This is a genomic window from Mesorhizobium sp., assembly GCF_024509055.1.
Lineage (GTDB): Bacteria > Pseudomonadota > Alphaproteobacteria > Rhizobiales > Rhizobiaceae > Mesorhizobium.
The window spans coordinates 1-25,265 of the sequence record NZ_JANINM010000374.1; the positions used below are offsets into that span (position 1 = coordinate 1).

General features: G+C 63.5%; 23 protein-coding genes and 1 pseudogene. 8 read left to right on the top strand and 16 right to left on the bottom strand.

What is annotated here, in order from left to right:
- The 3 genes from Q0L57_RS17230 to Q0L57_RS17240 all read left to right on the top strand — a co-directional run.
- The coding region (locus Q0L57_RS17230) for a fatty acid desaturase family protein (RefSeq protein ID WP_296744361.1) at positions 1-884 on the top strand (884 nt) is incomplete at its 5' end.
- A gap of 10 nt (positions 885-894) precedes the next feature.
- On the top strand, positions 895-1,209 hold the full coding sequence (locus tag Q0L57_RS17235; protein ID WP_296744362.1) for a MocE family 2Fe-2S type ferredoxin: 315 nt from the start codon (positions 895-897) through the stop codon (positions 1,207-1,209).
- A 31-nt stretch (positions 1,210-1,240) separates the two neighbouring features.
- Positions 1,241-2,044: a 3-methyl-2-oxobutanoate hydroxymethyltransferase gene (locus Q0L57_RS17240; protein WP_296744363.1), complete on the top strand. Its 804-nt coding sequence runs from the start codon at positions 1,241-1,243 to the stop codon at positions 2,042-2,044.
- 122 nt (positions 2,045-2,166) lie between these two features.
- Here the strand turns inward: Q0L57_RS17240 and Q0L57_RS17245 are convergent, their stop codons facing one another.
- The 5 genes from Q0L57_RS17245 to Q0L57_RS17265 form a co-directional block, all read right to left on the bottom strand.
- Entirely contained in the window at positions 2,167-3,126 is a 960-nt protein-coding gene (locus Q0L57_RS17245) for a glycosyltransferase (protein ID WP_296744364.1), read from the bottom strand.
- 372 nt (positions 3,127-3,498) lie between these two features.
- On the bottom strand, positions 3,499-4,995 hold the full coding sequence (hutH, locus tag Q0L57_RS17250; RefSeq protein WP_296744365.1) for a histidine ammonia-lyase: 1,497 nt from the start codon (positions 4,993-4,995) through the stop codon (positions 3,499-3,501).
- The gene (locus Q0L57_RS17255) at positions 4,992-5,993 is read right to left on the bottom strand and encodes an ornithine cyclodeaminase family protein (protein WP_296744366.1); all 1,002 of its coding nucleotides are present in this window, start codon (positions 5,991-5,993) and stop codon (positions 4,992-4,994) included. The genes hutH and Q0L57_RS17255 overlap by 4 nt, the downstream gene beginning before the upstream one ends.
- A 323-nt stretch (positions 5,994-6,316) precedes the next feature.
- A complete protein-coding gene (locus Q0L57_RS17260) occupies positions 6,317-7,315 on the bottom strand; it encodes an ABC transporter permease (protein ID WP_296744367.1) in 999 nt (332 codons plus the stop codon).
- 43 nt (positions 7,316-7,358) lie between these two features.
- Positions 7,359-8,102: an ATP-binding cassette domain-containing protein gene (locus tag Q0L57_RS17265; RefSeq protein ID WP_296744368.1), complete on the bottom strand. Its 744-nt coding sequence runs from the start codon at positions 8,100-8,102 to the stop codon at positions 7,359-7,361.
- 447 nt (positions 8,103-8,549) lie between these two features.
- On the opposite strand from Q0L57_RS17265, the gene Q0L57_RS17270 reads away from it, so the two are divergent.
- Positions 8,550-9,539, top strand: coding sequence for a sugar-binding protein (locus Q0L57_RS17270; RefSeq protein ID WP_296744369.1), 990 nt, complete (start codon positions 8,550-8,552; stop codon positions 9,537-9,539).
- A gap of 93 nt (positions 9,540-9,632) precedes the next feature.
- Here Q0L57_RS17270 and Q0L57_RS17275 read toward each other — a convergent pair whose 3' ends face one another.
- Positions 9,633-10,571 carry an NAD(P)-dependent oxidoreductase gene (locus Q0L57_RS17275; protein WP_296744370.1) on the bottom strand — a complete coding sequence of 313 codons (939 nt, stop codon included), beginning with the start codon at positions 10,569-10,571 and terminating at the stop codon, positions 9,633-9,635.
- A gap of 152 nt (positions 10,572-10,723) precedes the next feature.
- On the opposite strand from Q0L57_RS17275, the gene Q0L57_RS17280 reads away from it, so the two are divergent.
- Positions 10,724-11,620: an NAD(P)-dependent oxidoreductase gene (locus tag Q0L57_RS17280; protein ID WP_296744371.1), complete on the top strand. Its 897-nt coding sequence runs from the start codon at positions 10,724-10,726 to the stop codon at positions 11,618-11,620.
- Between the two features lie 78 nt (positions 11,621-11,698).
- Entirely contained in the window at positions 11,699-12,475 is a 777-nt protein-coding gene (locus Q0L57_RS17285) for a FadR/GntR family transcriptional regulator (protein ID WP_296744372.1), read from the top strand.
- Here the strand turns inward: Q0L57_RS17285 and Q0L57_RS17290 are convergent.
- Positions 12,459-12,764, bottom strand: a complete 306-nt coding sequence (locus tag Q0L57_RS17290) for a DUF3175 domain-containing protein (RefSeq protein WP_296744373.1) — start codon at positions 12,762-12,764, stop codon at positions 12,459-12,461. The genes Q0L57_RS17285 and Q0L57_RS17290 overlap by 17 nt on opposite strands.
- Positions 12,765-12,912: 148 nt before the next feature.
- Here Q0L57_RS17290 and Q0L57_RS17295 point away from each other — a divergent pair, with 148 nt between their 5' ends.
- Positions 12,913-14,145, top strand: a complete 1,233-nt coding sequence (locus Q0L57_RS17295; RefSeq protein WP_296744374.1) for an MFS transporter — start codon at positions 12,913-12,915, stop codon at positions 14,143-14,145.
- Positions 14,145-14,675 (top strand): gluconokinase, encoded by a 531-nt coding sequence (locus tag Q0L57_RS17300; protein ID WP_296744375.1) that lies wholly within the window; start codon positions 14,145-14,147, stop codon positions 14,673-14,675. The genes Q0L57_RS17295 and Q0L57_RS17300 overlap by 1 nt, the downstream gene beginning before the upstream one ends.
- Positions 14,676-14,684: 9 nt before the next feature.
- On the opposite strand, the gene Q0L57_RS17305 is transcribed toward Q0L57_RS17300, so the two are convergent.
- The 9 genes and pseudogenes from Q0L57_RS17305 to Q0L57_RS17345 all read right to left on the bottom strand — a co-directional run.
- Positions 14,685-15,836 carry a hypothetical protein gene (locus Q0L57_RS17305; protein ID WP_296744376.1) on the bottom strand — a complete coding sequence of 384 codons (1,152 nt, stop codon included), beginning with the start codon at positions 15,834-15,836 and terminating at the stop codon, positions 14,685-14,687.
- Positions 15,837-15,925: 89 nt separating this feature from the next.
- On the bottom strand, positions 15,926-16,375 hold the full coding sequence (locus tag Q0L57_RS17310) for an Rrf2 family transcriptional regulator (RefSeq protein ID WP_140821031.1): 450 nt from the start codon (positions 16,373-16,375) through the stop codon (positions 15,926-15,928).
- A 256-nt stretch (positions 16,376-16,631) separates the two neighbouring features.
- The gene (locus Q0L57_RS17315; protein WP_296744377.1) at positions 16,632-17,618 is read right to left on the bottom strand and encodes a sulfate ABC transporter substrate-binding protein; all 987 of its coding nucleotides are present in this window, start codon (positions 17,616-17,618) and stop codon (positions 16,632-16,634) included.
- A gap of 205 nt (positions 17,619-17,823) precedes the next feature.
- Positions 17,824-18,864 (bottom strand): sulfate/molybdate ABC transporter ATP-binding protein, encoded by a 1,041-nt coding sequence (locus Q0L57_RS17320; RefSeq protein WP_296744378.1) that lies wholly within the window; start codon positions 18,862-18,864, stop codon positions 17,824-17,826.
- A gap of 70 nt (positions 18,865-18,934) precedes the next feature.
- A complete protein-coding gene (gene cysW / locus Q0L57_RS17325; protein WP_296744379.1) occupies positions 18,935-19,819 on the bottom strand; it encodes a sulfate ABC transporter permease subunit CysW in 885 nt (294 codons plus the stop codon).
- Positions 19,812-20,663: a sulfate ABC transporter permease subunit CysT gene (gene cysT, locus Q0L57_RS17330; protein WP_296744380.1), complete on the bottom strand. Its 852-nt coding sequence runs from the start codon at positions 20,661-20,663 to the stop codon at positions 19,812-19,814. Before cysT ends, cysW begins: the two co-directional genes overlap by 8 nt.
- A gap of 59 nt (positions 20,664-20,722) precedes the next feature.
- Positions 20,723-21,751, bottom strand: a complete 1,029-nt coding sequence (locus Q0L57_RS17335) for a sulfate ABC transporter substrate-binding protein (protein ID WP_296744381.1) — start codon at positions 21,749-21,751, stop codon at positions 20,723-20,725.
- 280 nt (positions 21,752-22,031) lie between these two features.
- Positions 22,032-24,122, bottom strand: a complete 2,091-nt coding sequence (gene pbpC / locus Q0L57_RS17340; RefSeq protein WP_296744382.1) for a penicillin-binding protein 1C — start codon at positions 24,120-24,122, stop codon at positions 22,032-22,034.
- Between the two features lie 106 nt (positions 24,123-24,228).
- A pseudogene (locus tag Q0L57_RS17345) lies at positions 24,229-25,265 on the bottom strand (hypothetical protein); the annotation flags it as partial.

Below are 25,265 nucleotides of genomic sequence, written 5' to 3' on the forward strand. Positions count from 1 at the left end.
GGTTCTGGGGCAGCTGGTGGGTCGTGCCGTTCCTGTTCGTCTACGGCGTGCTCTACGGTTCGTCGAGCGACTCGCGGTGGCATGAATGCGGCCACGGCACCGCTTTCCGCACACGCTGGATGAACGACGTCGTCTACCACATCGCCTCATTCATGCTGATGCGCAATCCGGTGCAGTGGCGCTGGAGCCATGCGCGCCACCACACCGATACGATCATCGTTGGCCGGGACGCCGAGATCGCGGTGATGCGGCCGCCGGATCTCATCAAGGCGGCGCTCGCCTTCACCGGCATCCTGGACTTCCGTTATTCGCTGCCTACGCTGGTGCGCCAAGCCTTCGGCAAATTGTCGGATGACGAGAAGAGCTACATTCCAGAAATGGAGCAGCATAAGGCGGTGGCCGCCGCGCGCTGGCACATGGTCGTGTATGTCGCGACGATCGCTGTCGCGATCGCGCTTAAATCATGGATACCTTTGGTGCTGATCGGCTTGCCGCGCCTCTACGGCACATGGCACATGGTAACGACCGGCTTGCTGCAACATATCGGCCTTGCCGACAACGTCACCGATCACCGGCTCAACACGCGCACTGTGTACATGAACCCGATCAGCCGGTTCATCTATTGGAACATGAACTACCATGTGGAGCACCACATGTTCCCTATGGTGCCCTATCACGCGCTGCCGAAGCTGCATGAGCTGATCAAGCACGATCTGCCGGTACCGAACCCGTCGATGTGGCACGCCTACCGCGAGGTCTGGCCGGTGCTGCTCAGGCAGCTGAAATATGAGGATTACTACCTCAAGCGCGAACTACCGGCGACGGCCAAGCCCTATCGCGGCGAATTCCACGAAGTCGACATGACGGCGGCCGCGGCAGAGTAAGGGCAGGAGAATGGCGGACTGGATTGAAGCCTGTGCGGTGGACGACGTCGACGAGGAGGACGTGATCCGCTTCGACCATGGCGGCCGCACCTTTGCGATCTACCGCTCGCCGGACGACCGGTTCTTCGCGACGGATGGCTACTGCACGCACGAAAAGGCGCATCTCGCCGACGGGCTGGTGATGGACGACATCATCGAATGCCCCAAGCACAATGGCCGCTTCAACTACCGGACCGGTGAGGCCAAAGGCGCGCCGGTCTGCATCAACCTCAAGACCTATCCGGTCAAGGTCGAGGCGGGCAAGGTAATGATCGCCATCGGCTGAAGCCGCAGCCAAAACCAACAGGGATTTATCGATGAGCCGAAAGAGACCTACCGTTGCCGACCTGCGTGCCATGAAGGGCAAGCGGCAACTGACCATGTTGCGCGTGCTGACGCTCGATGAGGCCGAGGCCGCCGAGCGTGCCGGCATAGACATCGTCTCGGTGCCACCGGAACTGGTGCTCAATCCGCAATACCGCGACGCCGCGCCCAGCCTCTTCACCATGCCTGGCGAGAACTTCTTCGAGATCGGCACCGCGGACGATTTCCTGCGCTGGGCCTTTCGCCTCTACAAGGCGGGCGCTGATGCCGTCTATTGCAGCGCCGGCTATGCCACGATCAAGCGCATGGCCGACGATGCCATCCCCGTCATCGGCCATGTCGGCCTGATCCCGTCGCGCGCCACCTGGACCGGCGGCTTCAAGGCCGTCGGCAAGACCGCCGATACCGCCATGCAGGTGTTCGAAGCGGTGAAGCAGCTGGAGGCGGCCGGGGCGATCGGCGCCGAGATCGAAGTCGTTCCGGTCGAAGTTGCCAAGGCGATCTCCGAGCGCACCTCGCTGATCATGCTGTCGATGGGAGCCGGTACCGGCTGCGACGCGCAATATCTGTTCGCCGAGGACATTCTCGGCCAGAACAGGGGGCGCATGCCGCGACACTCGAAGGTCTACCGTAATTTCGCCGCCGAATATGACCGGCTGCAGGCGGAGCGGATCGCTGCGTTTTCCGAATATGTCGCCGACGTCAACAGCGGCGCCTATCCGGAGGATAGGCACATCGTTCATATGGACCCGGACGAGCTCACCCTCTTCATGAAGAAGATGGACGCAAAGGCCTGAGCGAGGAAGCGTTTGGCCGCCCGGCTCGCCGCCCAACGGCGGCGGGCATTGGAACAAGCCGTTGCAGCTTCGGCGGTCCGCCGGCTGTCGCGGTCGTCAAGGCGGTCTGGCTCGGCAGGCAGCTATTTCGGCGCCTTGACTACACCCATGAGGACTTCCGGGTAGCTTGCGGCCATCATCCCCTGTTCGGCGTGAGCGGCAAAAATGGCGGTAGTCCGTTCAACATTGAATCGGAAACGACGCCTGTATTTTTCCTTGTTCAGGATGATCCCGGAAAGGCCATCGAAGTTACGGAGCAACCGCTTGCGCAGCCCTCTCTTCCAGAGAGGGCGACTGAACCGATCGAGCCATGGCGTGTCCTTCGCCAGGTTGCGATAGATGGCCAGCGCCGCGAGTTCCACGCCTTCAGGTCTTGGCCACCAGGGCTTTCCAAAGGAGAAATGACGCGCGAAGGCCCTGTCGAACGGTATCTGGCTCGAATGGTTGGTCTGGAGGTTCCAGAGCGGATGCATGGTTTGCCACCGACCCGCAAAGGCGATGTTGAGCGCTCCCTGGTCAAGGTTCGGCACCCGCCGCAGCGCCAGTTCGCGAGCCCGCGCCAGCAGCCCCTCGGCGCGGATCACAGGCATGTTCAACACCAATATGCCGGCGTTGAAGTGCGATGAGCCTGGCCCCATCTCAAGCGACTTGCGGTAGTTCGGGTCAAAATAATTCTGCTCGTCATGGGCCGCCAGGAGCGGCGCATTCAGTTCGACATCGGTCAAGTCGGTGATCGACCGGTTGAAGATGACGTCGGAGTCCACGTAGACGAGCCTGTCATACGGCTCGAATACCGCCAGCTTGTCGGCAACCAGGCGGATATAGGTTGCCACGCTGAGGTGGCCGGGATCGAAGTCGAACCCTTTCATGAGATCCGAGACATCGACGATCCTGACGCCGGCACCAAGCAATCGGCCCGCGATCGCCAGATCGTCAGTTCCGGCTCCGATGTGAAGGATGAAACCATCGATCGGCGCGGATACATCCAGTATGCGGCGCGCGCCGAGTACGGCGTACGGGAAATATTTCGCGTCGGCCGCCAAGACAAAACAGGAATTGCGCAAATTAGCTCCCCCTTATATGCCCGTGGCCTTCATATCCGAACTCATTCTGCAACCCAAGGGGGCTGACGCGCCGAGCGAGGCCATTCAGGGGCAGGAGGCGGCTTTCGTGGACCGCAATCCACGTTGGCAACGGGGGGGCTGAATCGGAATGGCGGCCTACGACAGCATGCACGCTTCCGGCGGCGGGAGGGTGGCTACCGCTTCCGCAGGCATAGGGTTGCGCTATGCAACATCTGTTTGCCGAGATGCCCCCGGCATCGGTCGCGGCCACCCGCCACTCAAAGGTCTATCGGATACCACTGATGGATGGGCCGCCGGCGGCGGGAGAGCGGCTCGCGGTGTTCCGGGTGCTCAGCCTCTTTCCGTGGGACCCTGCCAGGCTCCACTGGCGAGGGAGGAGTAGAGCGCTTCGGAATCGATACCGAGCGGCCGGTCCTCCTTCAGCGTCGCGACATGCGCGCGCACGGCTGTATGGATCGCTCCGGTGGCCGGCGCCAGCGCCAGCCCGTCGCGCAGGTCGACAGCCTGCGCAGCAGCCATCAGCTCGAAGGCAACAAGTCGTCGCCACAGCACTATCATCTCGGCGCATTTCGCGACGGCGAGGGGGGTCTGCGCCGCATGGTCCTCGACGCCTTCGGACACGGCCAGGAAATCGAGCATGACCGGATTGGCCTTGTGGCGGATCGCGGCCTGGATCGCAGTCACCGTCTTTTGCAGCGGCACGAAGCCGGCGGAGGCACCGCCGATCGGCGACAGGTACTTCGGCAGGCCGTTGCGGCCAGAGCCGGTGAGCTGGATGAAACGGGCGGCACATGCAGCCGCGGCCTGCGCGATGGCGAGGCCCAATGTCTCGAAGGCCAGGGACAGCGAAGCCGTGTGGAAATTGCCGGTCGACAGCACGAGCGAGTCTTCGCCAAGCACCAGCGGATTGTCGGCCGCGGCGTTGAGCTCTATCTCGACAGCATGTCGCGCGTGATCGATCGCCTGGATCAGCGCGCCATGGATGGAGGGCATGCAACGGATCGACAGCGGGTCCTGAATGGTGGTCGGAGCGGGCGCTTCGTCGCGCGCAAGCAGATTGCGCAGCGCCTTTGCCGCGACCTGCTGGCAGGCACCGGGCCGTGCAATGTGCAGGCGCGGATCGAGGATGGTGCGGTTGGCGCCGATGCCTTCCATGGTCAGCGCACCGGCCTGCTGCTGCTGGTCCAGCGCCGACAACGCGTCGGCGAGCGCCAGCGCGCCGGCGCCGGTGGAGACCGCGGAGGCGTTGATCAGTGACAGGCCGTCCTTGGGCGCAAGAGTGACAGGCGCGAGGCGCGCCATCATCAGCGCCTTGGCCGAAGGCATGCGTCGGCCCTGGTAGTCGGCCTCGCCCTCACCGATGAGCATGCGCGCGATCGCCGTCATCAGCAGAAGGTCGCCGGCGCCGATCGAGCCGAGCGATGGCATCACCGGGTGGACGCCGGCATTGAGCGCATCGACAAGTGCGGTGAACACACGCGGCGAAAGGCCCGAGCCACCGGCCGAAAGCATCGCGATACGGGCAAACATCGCCGCACGCACAGCGAATACGGGCAGAGCCTCGCCGACCGCACCGCTGCGGCCCTCGAGAAGCTGACGCTGGAAGGCGCTGGCGTCGCCTTCGACGGATGTGCCGAGATTGGCGCCGAGACCGGTGTTCAACCCGTAGATATGCTGGCCACCGGCGGCTGCATCATCAAGAACCGTTCGTGCCTTGCCGAGCTTTTCGACGACGAGGGGTGTGACCTCGACTTTGCTGGAACCGCGCGCGACGGCCACGACGTCCTCGATGCTGACACCGGCGCCGGTGAGGACGAGCGGGCTCATGCGAAGCGCAGCCTCTGCCCGATGCCTTTTTCTCCCGCCTTGGCCAGCATCGCCTTGCCGAGAGCGATGTCGGAAAGCGAGAGACCGCGATGCCAGAACAGGATCGTCTCGCCGTCGTTTTCGCGTCCATTTCTGAGGCCGGCGGCGATCTGGCCAAGCTCGGCGTGCAAAGTCTTCTCGCTTAGCCGCCCGGTCTCGACATGGGCGCGTAGCGAGCCGAACTTGCCGCCCTTGCACTGGCCCCAGTCGTCGACGACCATCTTCGACATGATGTCGGTGAGCGACAATTCCACCGCGCTCATCGTGCCGTAGGGCACCACGAACGCGCCGGGCTTGATCCATTCCGTTTTCAACAAAGGCGTAGGCTCAGAAAGCCGCGACGCTTCGACGACGATGTCGGCGCCTTCGACGCAGCTTTTCCAGTCGGCGACGGCGGTGACTTTCTTGCCGAGATCGGCCGACAGTTTCGCGGCGAAGCCGTCGCGGCTTTCCGGTCGGCGCGAATGGACGCGGATTTCGTCGAAGTCGAAGAGATGGTCGAGCAGGCGCACATTCCAATAAGCTGTGCCGCGCGCGCCAATATGGCCGAGCACCTTCGAGTTCTTTCGCGCCAGGTGCTTGGCGCCGATCGCCGTCACCGCGCCGGTGCGCATGTCGGTGATCACGGTGGCGTCGAGGATGGCGCGCGGCGTGCCGGTGCGCGGATCGAAAAGATTGAGGATGCCGAATTCGGAAGGCAGGCCGTGCAGATAGTTGTCGACATAGTCGCCGACGATCTTCACTCCCGCCGCATCAAGCGGCGCCACATAGCCGCGCAACACGTTGAAATGGCCGTGGAAGGAAGGATCGGGCTCCAGGTGGACACGCGGCTCGATGACCGTCTGGCCATTGCCTTGCGCGACGAGGCCGGCTTCGACGGCGCCGATGATCTCGGCGTCGGTCATGGCAAGGGCTTCGATGTCGAGCGCGTTGAGGTAGTCGATATAGATGGGCTTCATGCATTTTCCTCGGCCACCAGCGCCATCCATAACAGGCGGCGGGCCCGCGCGGAAGTTCGTTGGATAAGCTTTGGGCCGGACTGGCCTATGGTGCTGTTCAGCACCGAGGCGAGCGATTGCCATTGGATGGAAATGGCCCTCACGCCAACTGCTACGAATCCACCCGGCGGCCGGCTACCTGTGCCGTGTCTATGCGGGTTCGGGATTCGAAAAAATTGCTCCGGCGATGTCAAGGAAGTGAAATGGAAGCCCCACGCAAAGTCGTTCGCCTACCGGCTTGGCACCAAACGGCGATCCTGTCGTCGGCCGCTTAGCCTCTAAACTCAATCGCTGCGGCGCAAGTTGCGGATGCGGTCGAACAGCACCGCCAGCAGGATCGCGCCACCGATGAAGGTGCCCTGCCAGAAGGCGTTGATGCCGAGCAGACCGAGGCTGTTGCGGATCACCTCGATCAACGCCGCGCCGACGATGGCGCCGAAGGCCGTGCCGACGCCGCCCGCCAGGTTGGCGCCGCCGATGACGGTCGCGGCGATGACCTGCAGTTCCATGCCCGTGCCGATATTGGTGGTGACGGCGCCAAGCCAGCCCGTCTGGATGATGCCGGCCAGCCCAGCCGACAACGCCGAGATCATGTAGACCGCGACCTTGATCTGGCGCACCGGGACGCCGGTCAGAGTCGCCGCATGCTCATTGCCGCCAATGGCGAAGATGTGCCGGCCAAACTTCGTCCAGCGCAGGATGAAGCCGGTGATCAGCGCCAGGACGATGGTGTAGAGCACCGGATTGGCGATGCCGAATACCCAGGCGCCGCCGCCCAGCGCCAGCAACTTGTCGTGGTCCGGCCCGAACTGGAAAACGACTGTGTTGTTGGAGGCGACCATGGCCAAGCTGCGCGCGATCGAGAGCATGCCGAGCGTCACGACGAAGGGCGGGAAACCGAGATAGGCGATCAGGATGCCATTGAAGGCGCCGATGACCAGTGCCGTGATGAGCGATGCGGCGATGCCTGTGCCGATGCCATAGCCGGCATGCATGGTCACGGCGAGAACCATCGAGCACAGGCAAAGCACGGAGCCGACCGACAGGTCGATGCCGCCGGTGATGATGACGAAGGTCATGCCCAGCGCCACGATGGCGATGAAAGTGACGTTGCGGGTTATGTTGAAGAGGTTCTTCGATGTCGCGAAGGCGTCGGTGGCGAAGGACAGGAACAGGCAAGCGAGAATGACCGCGATCACCACCCAGAAGGTCTGGCTGGAGAAGAGCCGCGACAGGAAAGTGTGCTGCTTCTGCGCGATCGTCTGGTCAAGCGTGACTGCCATTATCGACCTTTCCTGAGTGCACGAGCGTCACGGGTTCGATATTTCAAGCCACCTGTTCGATGGCCCCGGTGATCAGCCCGGTGACTTCCTCGGGCGAGCTCGAGGCGATTTTCTTGTCGGCGACCTTTCTGCCGCGCCGCATGACGATGACGCGGTCGGCGACGTCGAACACGTCCGGCATGCGGTGGCTGATCAGGACCACGGCGATGCCCTGGTCGCGGAGATGGCGGATCAGGTTGAGCACCTCAGCCACCTGCCTGACGGAGATCGCCGCGGTCGGCTCGTCCATCAGCACGATCTTGGCCTGCGACAGCATGGTGCGGGCGATCGCTACCGCCTGGCGCTGGCCGCCCGACATCTGCTTGACGAGGTCGCGCGGGCGCGTTTCGGATTTCAGCTCGGCGAAGAGTTGGCCAGCGCGCTTGTACATTGCGCCATAGTCGAGGATGCGGAACGGACCAATGCCCCGGCGCAACTCGCGGCCGAGATACACGTTCGCGGCTGCCGTCAGGTTGTTGCAGAGCGCAAGGTCCTGGTGAACGATCTCGATGCCGTGCTGGCGGGCCTCCGCCGGCTTGTGCAGGACAAGCTCCTTGCCGTCCATGTGCATGGTGCCGTGGCTGGGGCGGAAGTTGCCGGCGATCATCTTGACCAGAGTCGACTTGCCGGCGCCGTTGTCGCCCATCAGGCCGACGACCTGCCCGGCCTGCAGCGTGAACGAGACGTCGTTGACCGCCTGAATGGCGCCGAAATGCTTCGAGATGTTGGCGAGTTCGAGAACCGACACCAGCCTTAAGCCTCCCCATCCTGCCCGCGACGGCCTGCGGATCGAAAGCCGGCGCAGCGTGGGCCGCGCCTGTCCTGCTCCTCCCGGGCAAGCGCGATGATTGCATTTAGGCAAAAGCCCGCGCGGGCGTCAATCAATTGTCAGACGATTAATTTCGAAGCTCGACGAAAAATCGGTTTTGTAGGACAAATAGGAATTGACGGCGCAAACGAGCCGTTATTAGCTACGCGCCGGAGGAATGACCGGAAGCCGGCCGGACGCTGATTGGCGGGGGCAGGCGACAGGTCGAGGATCCGGACACGCCAGCGGTCATGCGGCCTGGCGGCGGATCGGCAAATGCTTATCGGTCCGGCTTAAGACACGAGCAGGCGATCGCGTGTCCCTTGCATCCGGACCGATCAGTGTGGCGGACACGCCGTGTCCGTCTGTTTCCAAGGGAGGAATGATATGAGGAAAACACTTTTGCTTGCCGCCGTCGCCGCCATGGCGTTGGGCGCCGGGCCGGCTTTGGCCAAGAAGCAGCTCGTCATCGTGGTGAAGGGTCTCGACAACCCGTTCTTCGAAGCTATCCACCAGGGCTGCGAGAAGTGGAACAAGGAAAACGCCAGCTCGGAATATGAATGCTTCTACACCGGCCCGGCGTCGACTTCAGATGAAGCCGGCGAGGCGCAGATCGTGCAGGACATGCTGAGCAAGCCGGATACGGCCGCGATGGCGATCTCGCCGTCGAACGCGCCGCTGATCGCGCAGACGATCAAAAGCGCCAATCCGTCGATCCCGATCATGACGGTCGACGCCGACCTCACCAAGCAAGACGCCGCGCTGCGCAAGACCTATCTCGGCACGGACAATTACCTGATGGGTAAGAAGATCGGCGAATACATCAAGAAGGCCAAGCCGAACGGCGGGACGATCTGCACCATTGAAGGCAACGCCGCCGCCGACAACATCCTGCGGCGCGCGCAGGGCATGCGCGACGCGCTGTCGGGCAAGGAAGGCCTTGCAGCGCTGAAGGGCGAGGGCGGCTGGACCGAGGTCGCGGGTTGCCCGGTCTTCACCAATGACGACGGCGCGAAGGGCGTGCAGGCGATGACCGATATCCTTGCCGCCAATCCGAAGCTCGACGCCTTCGGCATCATGGGCGGCTGGCCGCTATTCGGCGCGCCGCAGCCCTATCGCGACTTGTTCAAGCCGATGGCCGATAAGCTCGCCAAGAACGAATTCGTCATCGGCGCCGCCGACACGATCGGCGACGAAGTAGCGATCGCCAAGGAAGGATTGGTGACCGCACTGGTTGGCCAGCGGCCTTTCGAGATGGGCTACAAGGCGCCTTCGGTGATGCTTGACCTCATCGCCGGCAAGAAGGTCGACGATCCGGTCTTCACCGGTCTCGACGAATGCACCAAGGAGACGGCCGACACCTGTATCCAGAGGTAAGGCTTGTTTCGGGGCGCGCCCTGCGGGGAGGGCGCGCCCCTTATTTTTCGGACGCGGTCGCCTGCTTGTGCGGCAGGGCGTTTCGAGGCCTCTTCAGATTTTCTGTTTGACGCCGTCCTTCGACGGCATCAGGTCGACGCCGTTGAGCTTGCCGATATGCGTGGCGAGCATCGGCACATACTGATCGGTGGGACCAGCGGCGAAGGCGGTGGCAAACGAGTTCTTGGTGGCGTTGCCGAGCGGGTTGGCTATGCCGGCGGCTCCCGCCATCGATTCCAGATAGGTCAGATCCTTGAAGGCATTGGCGATCGAGAATCTGTGCGCGTCGCGGTCGCCCTCCAGCGTCCAGCGCATGAACGTCTGGTAGAAGCCGCAATCCATGCGGCCGTTGCGGATGACACTGTCGAAACGCGACGGCGCGATGCCGACCTTCTGCGCCAGCGCCAGCGCCTCGGAATAGATCGCCGCATAGCCCAGCGAGACGAAGTTGTTGAGCAGCTTCATGCGATGGCCGTCACCGGTGTCGCCGATGTGGACGATGCGGCCGGCCCAGGTATCGAGCACCGGCTTCAGCCTGGTAAAGACGGCATCGGGCGCGCCGACCATGGCGTCGAGCGTGCCTTCCCAGGCTTCTTTCGGCGTGCGGCTGAGCGGTGCATCGACATAATCGACGCCAAGCGCCTTCAGTTCGGCGGCCAGAGCCACGGTCGAGACCGGGTCGGATGTCGAGCAGTCGACGACCACCGAACCTTTCTTGAGGCCATCCTTCAATCCATCGGGACCACGGATGATCGCCTCCACCTCGCGCGAGCCGGTGACGCAGATGAAGACGATGTCGGATGCCGCTGCCACCTCGCGTGAGGTGGCGACTTCCCTGGCGCCGCGGCCGAGCAGGTCTTCGGCCGGTTTGCGGTTCTTGCGGCCGAGGAAGGTGAGCGGATAGCCCTTGTCGACAATGTTCTTGGCTATGCCATGCCCCATCAGGCCGAGGCCGATGAAACCGATGTTTTCGCGGGCAGCGGTGGTGGTCATGGCTTTCTTCCCTGTCTTCCCTGTTGATCAGCGCCAGAGGAGCCGGATCGCGAACGATAGTCGAGAAGGTTCGCGGATCGCGGTAGCGCGCAGTGGTGGAATACAATATTGTCTGACAATACGCATAATTTCGAAGTGATGTGGAGCGCAAAATGACCAAGCGGATCATGTTCACCGGCGGCAGCGGCAAGGCCGGTCGTCATGTCGTGCAATATCTGGTCGAGCATGGCTGCCAGGTGCTCAACATCGACGCCAGGCCGCTCGACAACCCGAAGGTGCGCACTCTGATCACCGATATCACCGATAGCGGCCAGGTGTTCAACGCGCTGTCGAGCTACATGGGCCTGCACGAATTCGACCCGTCATTGCGGGCGCAGCCAGTCGATGCCGTCGTGCATTTCGCGGCTATCCCGCGCATCATGATCACGCCGGACAACGAGGTGTTCCGCATCAATGCGATGGGCACCTACAACGTCATCGAGGCAGCGGTGAAGCTCGGCATCCGCAAGGTGATCATCGCGTCCAGCGAGACGACCTATGGCCTGGTCTTCGCCAACGAGGCGCGCAATCCGACGCATTTTCCGCTCGACGAGGATTATGACGTCGACCCGATGGACAGCTACGCGCTGTCGAAGGTCGTCAATGAGAAGACTGCCCGGGCGTTCGCGCTTCGCAGCGGCTTCGATATCTACGCGTTGCGCATCGGCAACGTCATCGAACCGCATGAATATTCACTGTTCCCGAAATGGTTCGCCGATCCCGGTTTTCGCAAGCGTATCGCCTGGAGCTACATCGACGCCCGCGACCTCGGCCAGATCACCTTGCGCGCCATCGAGAAGGATGGGCTCGGCTATCAGGTGTTCAACGCAGCCAATGACGATACCTCCTCAGATTTGCCAACGGCCGAGCTGCTGAAGCGCTTCTACCCTGGCGTGCCGGTGAAGGCCGAGCTCGGCGAATATGAGACGCTGCTGTCGAACCGCAAGGCGCGGGATGTGCTCGGCTTCCGGCCCGAACACAGCTGGCGCAAATACGTCAAGACATCGTGACGGCTGCAAATGCAGGCTGAGCTGTGCACATCCGCGCACCTTGCTTGACAGCCTCTGAAAACGGGACTTTCTGGTCACATGCGGGACGCAAAGCCGAACAACGAACAAAAGCCCACGAAAACGGCAAGCGCGGAGCGTCCAGCCGGCGTTCGCCGGCCCAACGCGCCACGCATTCCAGGCGCCAGCGTGCATACCTCGTTAGCCAGCGAAATCGGGCTTCGGATCGTGCGAGGCGACTATCCGCCGGGCACCATCCTGCCCAATGAAGCGAAATGGTCGGAGACCTTCGACGTCAGCCGTTCCGCGGTGCGCGAGGCGATAAAGATGCTGATGGCCAAGAGCCTGCTGGCATCGCGACCGAAGATCGGCAGCTGGGTCGAGCCGAAGGAGCGCTGGAACCTGCTCGACCGCGATGTGCTGTCCTGGTACGCGACGTCGCCCGACCGCGAGGTGTTCCTCAGGACGGTGCAGGAGTTTCGCCACATCATCGAGCCTGAGGCGACGGCTTTCGCGGCGATGCGGCGCACCGACGAGCAGATGGCCGAAATCAGCAAAGCTTGTCGCGAGATGGGCGAGGCGACCAACCTGCAGGAACGGACGCGCGCCGATACACGCTTCCACCTCGCCATCCTCAGGGCGTCAGGGAACGACTTGCTGGTGCCGCTGGGCGTCTTGATCGAATCCGCCTTCGACCACCTTTTCACCTACACGACCCGCGAACTCGACGATCTGCAGCACGCTCAGAAGCTGCATGAGGCGATCGAAAGGAACATTCGTCTGCAAAGGCCGGATGCCGCGCGCAATGCCGTGCGCAAGCTGCTCGCCAACACCGACGACGTCATCCAGTCGCGGTAGCTAAATCCTGCTTTTCGCGGCCGAAGGCGACCCGCAACTCGTCCTTGGCCTTTTCCAGCACTCTCTTGCGCTGCTCCGGCAGATTGCTGCCGGCACGGTTGATGTAGAAATTCAGCATCGACATGGCGGACTGGAATGGCTCGGCCTTGCGGCGGTGGCTATGCTCGGCCGAGCGCTTGAGCGAGTTCGCTATCTTCTTTGCGTCGTCGGATTCGAAGATATGTTCCTCGAGGTCCATCGCGTCGCTGTGTTCGGTGACCTCGGCCGACCATTTCTTGCTGGCGGTCATGGCAAAACTCCTTCCGTGGGAAGAAAACTCGACCAGGCACCGGGAGTTCCCGGTCTGGAGCCACGGATTTGCCGGTCGTGGTGCTGCTCGGGCAGGCAGATACGCCGATATTTGGCGCCGAACCGCCGATTTTGGGACAGGAAGCACCTTGACGACAATCTCCGGAAACGCGGCGAGCGGCCCCGGCATAGACAGCGTCTACGCCTGGACGCGGCTGGCCATTTCAGTGCTGATGGCAACCATCGGCGGCGCTGGCCTGTGGGCGGTGGTGGTGGTCTTGCCCGCCGTGCAGGCCGAATTCGGCGTCGACCGCGCCGCGGCCTCGATGCCCTATACGGTTACGATGGTCGGCTTTGCCCTGGGCAACGTGCTGGTCGGGCGCGCCATCGACCGCTTCGGCTATTGGATACCGGCGCTCCTTTCCTCGCTGGCGCTCGGCGCCGGTTTCCTGCTCGCGTCGCGCAGCACTTCGATCTTCGCTTTCACGGTGGTGCAGGGGCTGTTCATCGGCGTCGGCAGCTCGGCGATCTTCGGCCCGCTGATCGCCGACATCTCGCACTGGTTCAACCGGCGCCGGGGCGTCGCGGTGACGGTGGCCGCTTCCGGCAACTACCTTGCCGGCGCGGTCTGGCCGTCGGCTATGCCCTATGTGATGCAGAGCGAGGGCTGGCGTTTCACCTATGCCCTGATCGGGGTGATATGCCTCGTCACCATGGTGCCGCTGATTCTGATGCTGCGGCGTCGCGCGCCGCGCGAAGGAGCTCCCGGCGCCCCGGCCAGCCGGCCGGTGCAGCCGATTTCGCTGTCGCCCTCGCAGTTGCAGGTCCTTCTGGTCGTCGCCGGCTTCGGCTGCTGCATGGCGATGTCGATGCCACAGGTGCATATCGTCGCCTACTGCATGGACCTCGGCTACGGCGTCGCGCATGGCGCGGACATGCTATCGATCATGCTGGCGGCGGGCGTCGTCAGCCGCATAGGCTCCGGTTTCCTGGCCGATCGCATCGGCGCGGTGAAGACGCTGCTGATCGGCTCGGCGCTGCAGGGCCTGTCGCTGTTTTTCTATATTCCCTTCGACGGGCTTGCCTCGCTCTATGTCGTGTCGCTCGTCTTCGGCCTGTCGCAGGGCGGCATAGTGCCCTGCTATGCGATCATCGTGCGCGACTACATGCCGGCCAAGGAGGCTGGCCAGCGGGTCGGCATCGTGCTGATGGCGACCGTCTTCGGCATGGCGGTCGGCGGCTGGATGTCGGGCTGGATCTACGACCTCACCGGCTCCTACGCCGCCGCGTTCCTGAACGGAATCGCCTGGAACGTTGTGAACCTTGCCGCCATTCTGCTGCTGATATGGAGGGCAAGACGGCGCGTGGAAGCGTTGGCCTGATGACACCGCGAGGCGCCGCAGACCCACCAGATGATCTTCGCTCGGTCCCGGCCATCGTGGTCATGGGTGTTGCAGGCTGCGGCAAGACTGTGGTCGGTGAAGCGCTGGCCAGGGCTTTGCAGGCCGTCTACATCGAAGGCGACAGGCTGCATCCGCCTGAAAACGTGGCGCGCATGGCGAGGGGCGAGCCCCTGACGGATGCATTGCGCGCCGGTTGGCTCGACGCCATCGGCGAAAGCATCGTGGCAACCGTCTCCGGCGGACGGAAGGCGGTCGCGGCCTGTTCGGCATTGAAGCGCGGCTACCGGGACAGGCTGCGCCGCTTCTGCCCCGGCATCGTCTTCGTCTACCTGAAGATCGATCGCGAGACCGCGCGGCGAAGGGTCGCCAACCGCAAGGGCCATTTCATGCCGGCGAGCCTGGTCGACAGCCAGTTCGCCATATTGGAGGAGCCGGCCGCCGATGAGCGCGCGGTGACGGTCGATGCGACGGCCGGCGTCGCGGCGATCGTGAGGGAAGCGCTGGGCTGAAAGTCCGCCTCAGTCGGCTCCATTGCCGGCCGGAGGTTCTTCCGGGTCCTCGGCGAGCCGGTTTGCGCTGAACCAGACCATCATCTGCTCCGGGCAGAGTTTCAGCGCCTCGAGAAGATGGTCGCGCTTCAGCAGAATATAGCCCGCCTGCAAGACGGGGTTCTTTGCCGCCATCTCCCTCACCGGTCGGGGCTCGGCCTGTCCGCTTGCGGGTTGCAATTCGGTGCTGACGATCGCCCGGTATTCGCGGAACGGCACTGTCTCGAGTGTCGACATGGCAAACAGCGCAGCGCCGGCCCGCGCCGCGAAATTCGCCGGCGCGGAGGCGAGCTGGGTCCAGCCGTGTTCGCCGATGCCGGCCTCCGCAAAGCTCGAGCCAGCATGGGTGGTGTTGGTCATCAGAATGACGGCGTTTTCCTTGAGCAGCTTCTGGATGCGCGCCGTGACCTGGTAGGCGTCGGCACGTTCGAAGATGATCCGGCCTTTCAGGAAGCGGTCCTCGACTTTGAACAGCGGCCGGTTGAGCACATGCAGGCCGAACCTGCTTTCCGAGAAACCATGGAAGTTGACGCTGATCTGACAGGCCTCGATGCCGGCCTCGAAGAGGGCGCGCTTTCCCATGATGGTCTGCGCGGTGAACTGATCGCACCAGATGATGGCGCCGCGACCGCGCAGCAGGGCCGTTTGCAGGCCATCGAGGCCTTCGAGACGGATCGCCGGCGACCAGCGCCAACCGCCGACCAGATGAGCGGCAACCAAGAACCAGCGCCGGTGAGCGGCGGCGCGATGGCCATAGAAAAGGCCTCGCGTGTCGACGCCGTCGCCAAGCACCGACTTCATCGCGACATCATAGCCGTCGAATTCCTTGCGGAGATGGCGCTTGCGGCGCAGCGTCGAGACCCAGCGGCAGACCGGCGCCCACCAGGCGACAGGCAAGACCGCGGCCACGCCGAGATAGAAGCAGAATATCAGGCTCTCGCGCAGATCTCCGTTCGAGAAGCCTCGCAGCTTGCCTGGACGGACGAGCTTGCGGCTGAAGAAACGGACGGACTCGCCGCGTTCGGGCACCGGCACGTCGGCGATGATCTCGGTGTGATAGATGGCTGCGGACGAAGGCTTCCTGTTGGCCTTGCGGGATTTGCCAAGCCAAGCCAGCCTCATCGTCAGATGCCCAGCCCCGTTCCGTCCATGAGCCGCTTTATCGCTTCCGCGGCGGACAGGCAACCAATGGCGCGAGACAGGGGCCTGAACTAGATCTGCGAGGTCAGCTCGGCCGGGAAATCGTCGTTGTCGGCGTCACGCATGGCGGCGAGGCTGCGATTGTCGAGCACCTCGGCGATCGCCTGCCGCACCTCCAGCATCATGTGGCGAACCTGGCAGGTCGCCTCGTCGCAATCCTCGCAGCGCTGATACTGCGTGCGGCTGGCGCAGGGGATCGGCGCCAGCGGTCCATCGAGGACACGGACGACGTGACCGATCTTGATCTCGGCGGCTGGCCTGGCGAGGCGATAGCCGCCTTCCTTGCCCTTCCGGCTCTGGACGAAGCCGGCGTTGCGCAATTCGCCCAGGATGGCGTCGAGGAACTTCTTCGGGATGTTGTTGGCGACCGCGATGTCGTTGACAAACGCAAGCTGGCCAGCCGGCAGGCTGGAAAGATGCACGAGGGCCTTGAGGCCGTATTTGCCTTTTTTGGTCAGCATGCCCGATTCAATTCATCAAACCCCAATCCGCCTGCATCTGGCGGTTGTTTGTGTGCAAATCATGACAGTTTGGCCGCAGAACGCTGCCTGGCTCAACAATTTGACGGTGCAGCCTAGTCAGAAACGCGTTGATTCTTCGTAACGTTTTTCACATTGGCTGCCGGGACTTCGCCGGCAAAGAGGTTGTCCTAGGTACCATGAAGAAAGCCGGCGAGGGCCGGCTTTCTGTTTCTCCGAATGAAAGGGCAAAAATGCCTCAGCGGCTGCCATAGGCCTGGTCGAGCAGGCCACCGGCGGCGAAATGCTCCTTCTGCACTTTGTCCCAGCCACCGAAGACCTCCTCCACCGTCAGCAGGCGGACATCGGGAAAGTCGGCTTTGTATTTGGCGGCCACTCCAGCGTCACGAACGCGGTTGCCGTTGCGGGCGAGAATGTCCTGGCCTTCCGGCGTATAGAGGAAGTCGAGATAGGTCTTGGCGAGATCGCGCGTGCCATGCTCGTCGGTGACCTTGTCGACGATCGCGACCGGGAACTCGGCGAGCAGACTGACCGAAGGCGTGACCTGTTCGAACTTGTCGCTGCCATACTCCTTGCGGATGCCACGTGTTTCCGACTCGAAGGTGATCAGCACGTCGCCGATCTCGCGTTGCACAAAAGTGGTGGTGGCGGCACGGCCGCCAGTGTCGAAGATAGGCACGTTGGCGAACAGCTTGGTGATGAATTCCTTGACCTTGGCGTCGTCGCCCTTGAACGCCTCTTTCGCGTATGCGGTGGCGGCTAGATAGGTGTAGCGCGCGTTGCCTGACGTCTTCGGGTTCGGGAAGATCACCTGCACGTCGTCGCGCACCAGGTCGTTCCAGTCCTTGATGTGCTTGGGGTTGCCGGCGCGCACGAGGAAGGACGGCAGCGAGTAGAAGGGCGAGGCGTTGTCCGGGAAAGCCTTTTGCCAGTCGGCGGACACAAGGCCCTTCTTGACGAGGAAATCGACGTCGGTGACCTGGTTGAAGGTAACGACATCGGCGCCAAGGCCTTCGGCGATGGCGCGCGCCTGGGCTGAGGTTCCGGCATGCGACTGATCCACGGTCACGCCGGGATGGCTGGCGATGAAGGCCTTGTTGATGTCGACGAACAGCTCACGGCCGACGTCATAGGAGGCATTGAGCAACTTGTCGGCCGACCAGGCTTGGGAGGACGCGAGGACGAGGCCGGTGAAGGTGGCAATGCCGAGCAACAGGCGCTTCATGAAAACAGGCTCCTTCAGAAAATAGCGGGACAATGACGCGAGCATAGCCACGCAAGGTGAACGCTACGAGACATGGGGACGAAACCGACTGTCGCTGCTCTGGAAAATACGTCGCCGAAACAGCCGGTTGGTAGGTTTTTCTTTCAATATGATTCATCGCGGCGTCTTCCAATGGCGCCTTGGCGACTATTGCTTGAAACAGACGTCAGGCGGCCGGGAAAAGCTTCCAGCGCCGCGGCCTGAAGGCAATCCGGCTCTTTTGCGCCGCCGGGTGGTCGACCGGCAGTTCGACCTCGACGCGCTGCCGTTCGCCGCCGATTTCGAGCTCGACCCGCCGGGTGCCGGCGACGCGCCGGCTGGTGGCAACCGTGCCTGCGATGCAACCGCTGCAGCCGTCGAGGAGCTCGACATCGTGCGGCCGAAAGTAAAGCGTGGCCTCGCCCGGGGGGGCATCTGGCGCCTGCAGGCCGATCGGCCGGTCTGCGAGCCAGACTTCGCCGTTCTCGACCTTGACCGGCAGCGAGCTCGATTCACCGATGAAGCCGTAGACGAAGGGCGAGTTGGGCGTGTCGTAGATATCGTCGGCAGAGCCGACCTGTTCGATACGGCCCTGGCTCATCACGACGACGCGGTCTGCAAGCTCAAGCGCTTCCTCCTGGTCGTGGGTGACGAAGACGGTGGTGTGGCCGGTCGTATCGTGGATTTCGCGCAACCAGCGACGCAACTCGCGGCGCACCTGCGCGTCGAGCGCGCCGAACGGCTCGTCGAGCAACAGCACCTTGGGTTCGATCGCCATGGCCCGGGCGAGCGCCACGCGCTGGCGCTGGCCGCCGGAAAGCTGTGCCGGATAGCGTTTCTCCAGCCCCGACAGCTGGACGAGGTCGAGGAGTTCGGAAGCTCGGCGGCGGATTTCCTGCGCCGGCGGTCTAGCGACGCCGTGCCGGACCTTGAGGCCGAAGCCGATGTTGTCGACGACCGTCATGTGGCGGAACAGCGCATAATGCTGGAAGACGAAGCCGACATTGCGCTCCTGGATCGACTTCTGCGAAGCGTCCTCATCGCCGAAGAAGATTTTTCCGCGCGTTGGCCGCTCAAGCCCGGCGATCAGCCGGAGCAGGGTGGTCTTGCCCGAGCCAGACGGTCCGAGCAGCGCGATCAACTCGCCCGACTTGATGTCGAGCGACACGTCGTGGAGCGCCGGAAACCGCTCGAACTCCTTGCGCACGTTGGCAACGCGAACTTCCATGCAAAAGACCTCTGTTAAGTGATGCATGTCGTTATCCCAAAACCGCTACACACTTTTGGGCGACATGCATTCAATGTCCGCGGGTGGCGGCGAGCTCGGCGCCGTAGCGCATCTCGAGAAGCGTTTTCAAAACCAGCGTCACCAGCGCCAGGCCGGCAAGCAGCGAAGCCACGGCGAAGGCGCCGACGGCGTTATATTCGTTGTAGAGGATCTCGACATGCAGCGGCATGGTGTTGGTGAGGCCGCGTATGTGGCCCGACACCACGGACACAGCGCCGAACTCGCCCATGGCGCGCGCGTTGCACAGCAGGACACCGTAGAGCAGCCCCCATTTGACGTTGGGCAGCGTCACGTACCAAAAGGTCTGCCAGCCATTGGCGCCAAGCGAAAGGGCTGCTTCCTCGTCGCCATTGCCCTGCTCCTGCATCAACGGGATCAGTTCTCGGGCAACGAAGGGAAAGGTGACGAAGACGGTGGCAAGGACAATGCCCGGGACAGCGAAAAGGATCTGGATGCCGTGCGCCTTCAGCCATTCGCCGAGCAGTCCCTGCGCGCCGAAGAGAAGCACATAGACCAGGCCCGAAATGACCGGCGAGACTGAGAAGGGCAGGTCGATGAGCGTGGTGAGGAAGGCCTTGCCCTTGAACTCGAATTTCGCGATCGCCCATGCGGCCGAGATGCCGAAGACGACGTTGAGCGGCACCGAGATCGCCGCCACGAGCAATGTCAGGCGGATCGCCGAGCGCGTGTCGGGGCCGGAGAGCGCTTCGGTGTAAGCGCCGATGCCTTTCGCCAGCGCCTCGTGGAAGACGACGATCAGCGGCAGAAGCAGGAAGACTGCGAGGAAGGCGAAGGCAATCGTCATCAGCACGGCCTTCACCGGCCGGCTTTCAGTGACCGCGGCCGACAGGCTTTCGTGATGCGGTTCGTAGGACTTGATCTCGGGGTCAGCCATAGCGCTTGCGGCTCCATGTCTGCACCAAGTTGACGACCAAAAGCATCGCGAAGGACAGCGCCAGCATGATCGCGGCGATCGCGGTTGCCGCTTCGTAATTATATTCCTCGAGCCGGATGACGATCAGCAGCGGCGCGATCTCAGATTTGAACGGCAGATTGCCGGCGATGAAGATGACGGAGCCGTATTCGCCGACGCCGCGCGCAAAGGCGAGCGAGAAGCCGGTGATGATCGCCGGCGCCAGGCCGGGGAAGAGCACTCGGGTGATGATCTGGAAACGGCTGGCGCCGAGTGTGGCGGCCGCTTCCTCGACCTCTTTGTCGAGCTCTTCCATGATCGGCTGGACAGTGCGGACGACGAAAGGCAGGCCGATGAAGATCAGCGCAATTATAATGCCGAGCGGCGTATAGGCGACCTTGATGCCGAGCGGCGCCAGAAGATGCCCGATCCAGCCGTTCGGGGCGTAAAGCGTGGTGAGCGCGATGCCCGCGACCGCGGTCGGCAGCGCGAAGGGCAGGTCGACCATGGCGTCGACGATGCGCCGGCCGGGAAAGCGGTAGCGGACCAGCACCCAGGCCACGACCGTGCCGAACACCAAATTGACGGCCGCGGCAATGAAGGCGGTGCCGAAGCTGATCTTCAAGGCATTCAACGTACGGCGGTCGACGGCGATGGCCCAGAAATCGGTCCAGCCGAGCGCAGCTGAGCGCCAGACCAGCCCGGATAGCGGGATGAGAATGATAAGCGTGAGGTAGGCAAGCGAGAAGCCGAGCGTCAATCCGAAGCCCGGAATGACGCTCGGCTGTCTGAATCGCCACCCCGCATTGGCGGGTGCTGTGGTCATGCTGTTCTGGATCGCCCCTTCTTATTCAACCAGAATGGCTGTTCGCAGTCGCATGCCGCCTATTGGACGGGCTTGTAGATCTGGTCGAATATACCACCGTCGCCGAAATGGTAAGGCTGCGCCTTCTTCCAGCCGCCGAACTGGGCGTCGTCAATGGTCACGAGCTTGATCGGCGGCAGTTTGGCGAGATCCTCGGCTGGCACCAGATCGGGCTTGGCCGGACGATAGTGGTTCTTGGCGATGATGGTCTGGCCTTCCTTGGAATAGAGCCAGCCGAGATAGGCTTCGGCGACCTTGCGCGTACCCTTGGCGTCGACATTGGCGTCGACTACTGCGACCGGGGGTTCAGCCAGGATCGAGGTTGGCGGGTAGACGATGTCGAAATTGTCGGACCCGAATTCCTCCAGCGCCAGATAGGCCTCATTCTCCCAGGCAATCAGGACATCGCCCAGCCCCTTCTGCGCGAAGGTCACCGTCGAACCGCGCGCGCCGGTATCGAGAACCGGGACATTTGCATAGAGCTTGCCGACGAATTCCTTGGTCTTGGCCTCGTCGTTACCGTCATTGGCGTTGGCATAGGCCCAGGCAGCGAGATAATTCCAGCGCGCGCCGCCCGAGGTCTTCGGGTTCGGTGTGATCACCTGGACGCCGTCCTTCACCAGATCGTTCCAGTCGTGGATGCCCTTTGGGTTGCCCTTGCGCACCAGGAAGATGATGGTCGAGGTGTATGGAGCCGAGTTGTTCTCGAACTTGGTGCGCCAGTCTGGATTGATCTTCTTGGTCTTCGAGGCGATGGCGTTGATGTCGCCCTCGAGCGCCAGCGTCACCACGTCGGCGTTGAGGCCATCGATAACGGCACGAGCCTGAGCGCCCGATCCGCCATGCGACTGCTGGATGGTGACGGTTTCGCCGGTCTCCGCTTTCCAATGCGCGGCGAAGGCCTCGTCATAGACCTTGTAGAGCTCACGTGTCGGGTCGTAGGAGACATTCAAGATCGTCGTATCGGCGAACGCGAAACCGAGCGTGCCGAACTGCACAGATGTGGCGACCAGCGCGCCGAGCAGTTTCCTGAAATGAGGTTTGGTCATTCCCGCCTCCGTTGAGCTGCGGTGAACTCTAGCGAGTTTATAGAAATAAGATGCATTGATTGTTCCGTTTTTCATCTCCTCGAAGAAATTTCTCGCCGAGAGCCGGGTGGTCGGGGGAACAACTTCCTCAACGGGCTGTGATCGGGCCGTCGGCTGGGCCGATCAGAACCTCGTCGGCAAGCGCTGTCTCGGGTTGGCTGTGGGGGCGGTGAGGACTGCCAAGACGCTTGTGAGCGAAGGCGAGGCGTGAAACGCAACGCGCTGAATCGCTTGCCGCGTTTTACTCGACGAAAATCTTCACGCTCGCCGCACGTCCGGCGGCGTCGATCACCGTCAACGTCGAATAGCCCGCGCCGTCGGGCTGCCAAGTCGCGGTGCGGCGCCGGTCGACCCCGGCGAGCGGCTTGCCGTTAGCGAGCCAGCGGAACGGCGCGCGGCCACCCTGCAGTTTCAGCACCAGCGGCGAGGTGTCGGCGGAATTCATGCCCAGGTCGACGCGTGCGCCATTCGGCGGGAAGATGATGACGGGCGCTGGCTCGGTGGGGGTGGCCTGCACAAGCCCGTCCGACCCGGCGCCGAAGCGGGTGAGCGTCACCGGCAATTCGTCGCGCTTGGGATTGAAGACGCCCGGCGGGCGGCCCGGCAGCGGCACGCTGGCGAGGCCCGAACGGACAAAGCCTTCGAACAGGATCGGGGCTGCCGAGACATAGCCGGAGAGGCCCGGTATCGGGCTGGCGTCGGCGCGGCCGACCCAGACGCCCAGCACGTAACGGCCGTCGAAGCCGACCGACCAGGCATCGCGATAGCCATAGGATGTGCCGGTCTTGTAGGCGATGCCGCGCTGGGCGGCGCCTTCCGGCGGCTTCACGCCGGACAGGATGTCGTTGATCTGCCAGGCGGCCTGGTCGTCGAGGATGGTGGCGGTGGTGCGCTCCGCATTGGCCGGCTCGGTGCCGTCGTGCAGCGAGTGCATCTTGCCGCCGTTTGCGAGCCCCGTGTAGAGCTGCACAAGGTCGCGCAAGGTGACGCCGACGCCGCCGAGCCCTATCGCCAGGCCGGGCGCTTCGTTGACCGGCAGTATCGGGTTGACGCCCGCTTGGCGGAAGCGTGCTGTGAGTCGCGCCGGACCGACGGCGTCGAGCACCCGGATCGCCGGCACATTGAGCGACAATTGCAATGCCTGGCGGATGCTGACGTCGCCCTGGTAGCCCATGTCGAAGTTCTTCGGGCGGTACCCGCCGAAATCGACCGGGCTGTCCTCGATAATGGTTTCCTGCGCCACCAGCCCCTGCTCGAAGGCCAGCCCGTAGATGAAAGGCTTCAACGTTGATCCCGGCGAACGGACGACCTTGGTCATGTCGATCCAGCCGGAGCGGCTGGCGTCGAAGAAATTGGCCGAGCCGACCTCCCCGAGAATGTCGCCGGTGCGCGCGTCGGCCATCACCATGGCGACGGACAGCTTTGGACCCAGCCTTGCAGCGGCCTCCCTGGCCACCTGCTCGAGTCCTTGCTGGACGCTGCGGCGGATCGTCAGTTGCAGCGGCTTGCCGGGCTGCGCCTTGGGCAGCATCGCGTAAGAAGCATGGGCGGCCAAAGCCGGCAGCTTGCGGCGCAGGCCGGCGACATCGTCGAGCGAGGCGCGCGCCGCCTCGCGCTCGCCGAGCAGGCCGGCTGACACCATGCGGGTGAGCACGCGATCACGCGCGGCATGCGCGATATCGAGGTTGCGGTCAGGCCGGCGCCTTTCCGGCAACTGCGGCAAGGCCACCAGCAGAGCGGATTCGGAAACGCTCAGTCGTTTCGGCTCCTTGCCGAAATAAGCGAGCGAGGCAGCGCGCACACCTTCGAGATTGCCGCCATAAGGCGCCAGCGTCAGGTAGCGTTCGAGGATTTCGCGCTTGGAGAGCCGGCGCTCGATCTGGACGGCGCGCAGGATCTGCTTGATCTTCGAGCCGAGGCTGCGGCTGTCGCGCGGCTCGATCAGGCGGGCAAGCTGCATCGACAAGGTCGAGCCGCCGGAAACGATATGGCCGCTGGTGACGAGCTGGCCGGCGGCGCGCCCGAGCGCGAGCAGATCGACGCCGCGATGGTCCCAGAAGCGCTTGTCCTCGTAGGCGACCAGCATGTCGACAAACTGCTTGTCGACTTGGTCGAGCCGCGTTTCGAGCCGCCAATAGCCGTCCGGTGTTGCGAAGGCGCGCAGCAGCAGGCCGTCGCGATCCTGTACCTCCGTCGAGACGGTCAGCGTCGCCGGCAGCGGCGGCGGGAAGGCTCGGTCGAACCCCCAGAGAGCGGCGACGGAAATGGCCGCAAAGCCCACCAGGGAAACGCCTGCGATCGCGGTTCGTCGAAGGAACTTCCTGGAGAACATGGCGCTACCCTTCACCTTGACCCTCTGCCCGTTTGCGGGAAGAGGGCGCTGGCAGGCCGATGAGGGGCAGCGCAATCGCCATGTTCGTTCGCTTGACCGGGTTCGTTTAAGGCGCCTTCACCTCCATCATCCCGCTGGCGGTGCGGGCCGAATATTGCGGCCGGTACATGTCCTCCACCGTCGCGGCCGGGTGCGCATAAGTGCCGGGCGTCACGGCGCGGACCACGTAGGCCAGCGTCAGATTGTGGTCGTGCTCGCCGTCTGCCGGGTTGAATGCCGCGACGAAGCGGTCGTTGCGGAACTCCAGGTGGGCGGCGTCCGTCTGCGTCAGCCAGGAGAAGTTCGACAACTGCGCGCTGGAGACGAGGCCCGGATTGTCGATCTCGAAGCCAGCCGGAAGCAGGTCGGTGATCAGCAGCCGCGACGGCCAGGTGTTCTGCTCATTGACCTTGAGCACGACCACATAGCGCTCGTTCTGCTTGACCTCTGTGACGTTGGCCTCGGTGCCGTCGAGCTTGTAGTAGGTGCGCTCGATGGCGAAGCCGTCGCCGCCGGCCGGCAGCGGATCGACCGGAGCGGCAACCGCCGTGACCACTGCTTGCAGCGGCGCCGTCCCGGTGTTGGCGATCGTGAGCGGGCTGTCGACGAGGTCGCTGCCGGCAATCCGGTTGGAATAGCCGCCGGAATGCGGCGTGCCGTTGACGGAGAGCATGATGGAATCATTGCCTTCCTTCAGTGCCCGTGCAGCAAGCAGCATCCAGGATTCATCCTGCGTGCTCGTCCAGCGCGCGTCCGCGCGTTCCCGGCCGACCAGCCTGATCAGCTGCGGTACGATGCTCGGCACCGGCTTCGATTCAGCGGCCAGCGCCAGCATCGCCGCGCCGTCACGCAGCGGCGAGCCGTAGTCGGAGCGATAGTAGTCGTAGTCGGTGCTGGCCTGCGCCAGCCGCAGCGCCGTCTGGAAGGTGGCTTCCGAACGCTGGGTATCGCCATAGAGCGCCAGGCTCGCCGCCAGTTGCGCGACCGCCATCGGGCTGGAAAAAGCTTCGAGCTGCGTGTCGGCGTAGTAGCGCAGGTCGCCGATCGAGGCCTTCTTGTTGCGGGCGAGCACATAGAGCGCGTAGGCGATCTCGCTGCCGCGAT

Bases quoted from the DNA above. Each gene is read 5' to 3' on its own strand.
- Q0L57_RS17235 (WP_296744362.1), top strand. From the start codon at position 895: ATGGCGGACTGGATTGAAGCCTGTGCGGTGGACGACGTCGACGAGGAG.
- Q0L57_RS17240 (WP_296744363.1), top strand. From the start codon at position 1,241: ATGAGCCGAAAGAGACCTACCGTTGCCGACCTGCGTGCCATGAAGGGC.
- hutH (WP_296744365.1), bottom strand. From the start codon at position 4,995: ATGAGCCCGCTCGTCCTCACCGGCGCCGGTGTCAGCATCGAGGACGTC.
- Q0L57_RS17255 (WP_296744366.1), bottom strand. From the start codon at position 5,993: ATGAAGCCCATCTATATCGACTACCTCAACGCGCTCGACATCGAAGCC.
- Q0L57_RS17260 (WP_296744367.1), bottom strand. From the start codon at position 7,315: ATGGCAGTCACGCTTGACCAGACGATCGCGCAGAAGCAGCACACTTTC.
- Q0L57_RS17270 (WP_296744369.1), top strand. From the start codon at position 8,550: ATGAGGAAAACACTTTTGCTTGCCGCCGTCGCCGCCATGGCGTTGGGC.
- Q0L57_RS17275 (WP_296744370.1), bottom strand. From the start codon at position 10,571: ATGACCACCACCGCTGCCCGCGAAAACATCGGTTTCATCGGCCTCGGC.
- Q0L57_RS17280 (WP_296744371.1), top strand. From the start codon at position 10,724: ATGACCAAGCGGATCATGTTCACCGGCGGCAGCGGCAAGGCCGGTCGT.
- Q0L57_RS17285 (WP_296744372.1), top strand. From the start codon at position 11,699: ATGCGGGACGCAAAGCCGAACAACGAACAAAAGCCCACGAAAACGGCA.
- Q0L57_RS17290 (WP_296744373.1), bottom strand. From the start codon at position 12,764: ATGACCGCCAGCAAGAAATGGTCGGCCGAGGTCACCGAACACAGCGAC.
- Q0L57_RS17300 (WP_296744375.1), top strand. From the start codon at position 14,145: ATGACACCGCGAGGCGCCGCAGACCCACCAGATGATCTTCGCTCGGTC.
- Q0L57_RS17305 (WP_296744376.1), bottom strand. From the start codon at position 15,836: ATGAGGCTGGCTTGGCTTGGCAAATCCCGCAAGGCCAACAGGAAGCCT.
- Q0L57_RS17310 (WP_140821031.1), bottom strand. From the start codon at position 16,375: ATGCTGACCAAAAAAGGCAAATACGGCCTCAAGGCCCTCGTGCATCTT.
- Q0L57_RS17315 (WP_296744377.1), bottom strand. From the start codon at position 17,618: ATGAAGCGCCTGTTGCTCGGCATTGCCACCTTCACCGGCCTCGTCCTC.
- Q0L57_RS17320 (WP_296744378.1), bottom strand. From the start codon at position 18,864: ATGGAAGTTCGCGTTGCCAACGTGCGCAAGGAGTTCGAGCGGTTTCCG.
- cysW (WP_296744379.1), bottom strand. From the start codon at position 19,819: ATGGCTGACCCCGAGATCAAGTCCTACGAACCGCATCACGAAAGCCTG.
- cysT (WP_296744380.1), bottom strand. From the start codon at position 20,663: ATGACCACAGCACCCGCCAATGCGGGGTGGCGATTCAGACAGCCGAGC.
- Q0L57_RS17335 (WP_296744381.1), bottom strand. From the start codon at position 21,751: ATGACCAAACCTCATTTCAGGAAACTGCTCGGCGCGCTGGTCGCCACA.
- pbpC (WP_296744382.1), bottom strand. From the start codon at position 24,122: ATGTTCTCCAGGAAGTTCCTTCGACGAACCGCGATCGCAGGCGTTTCC.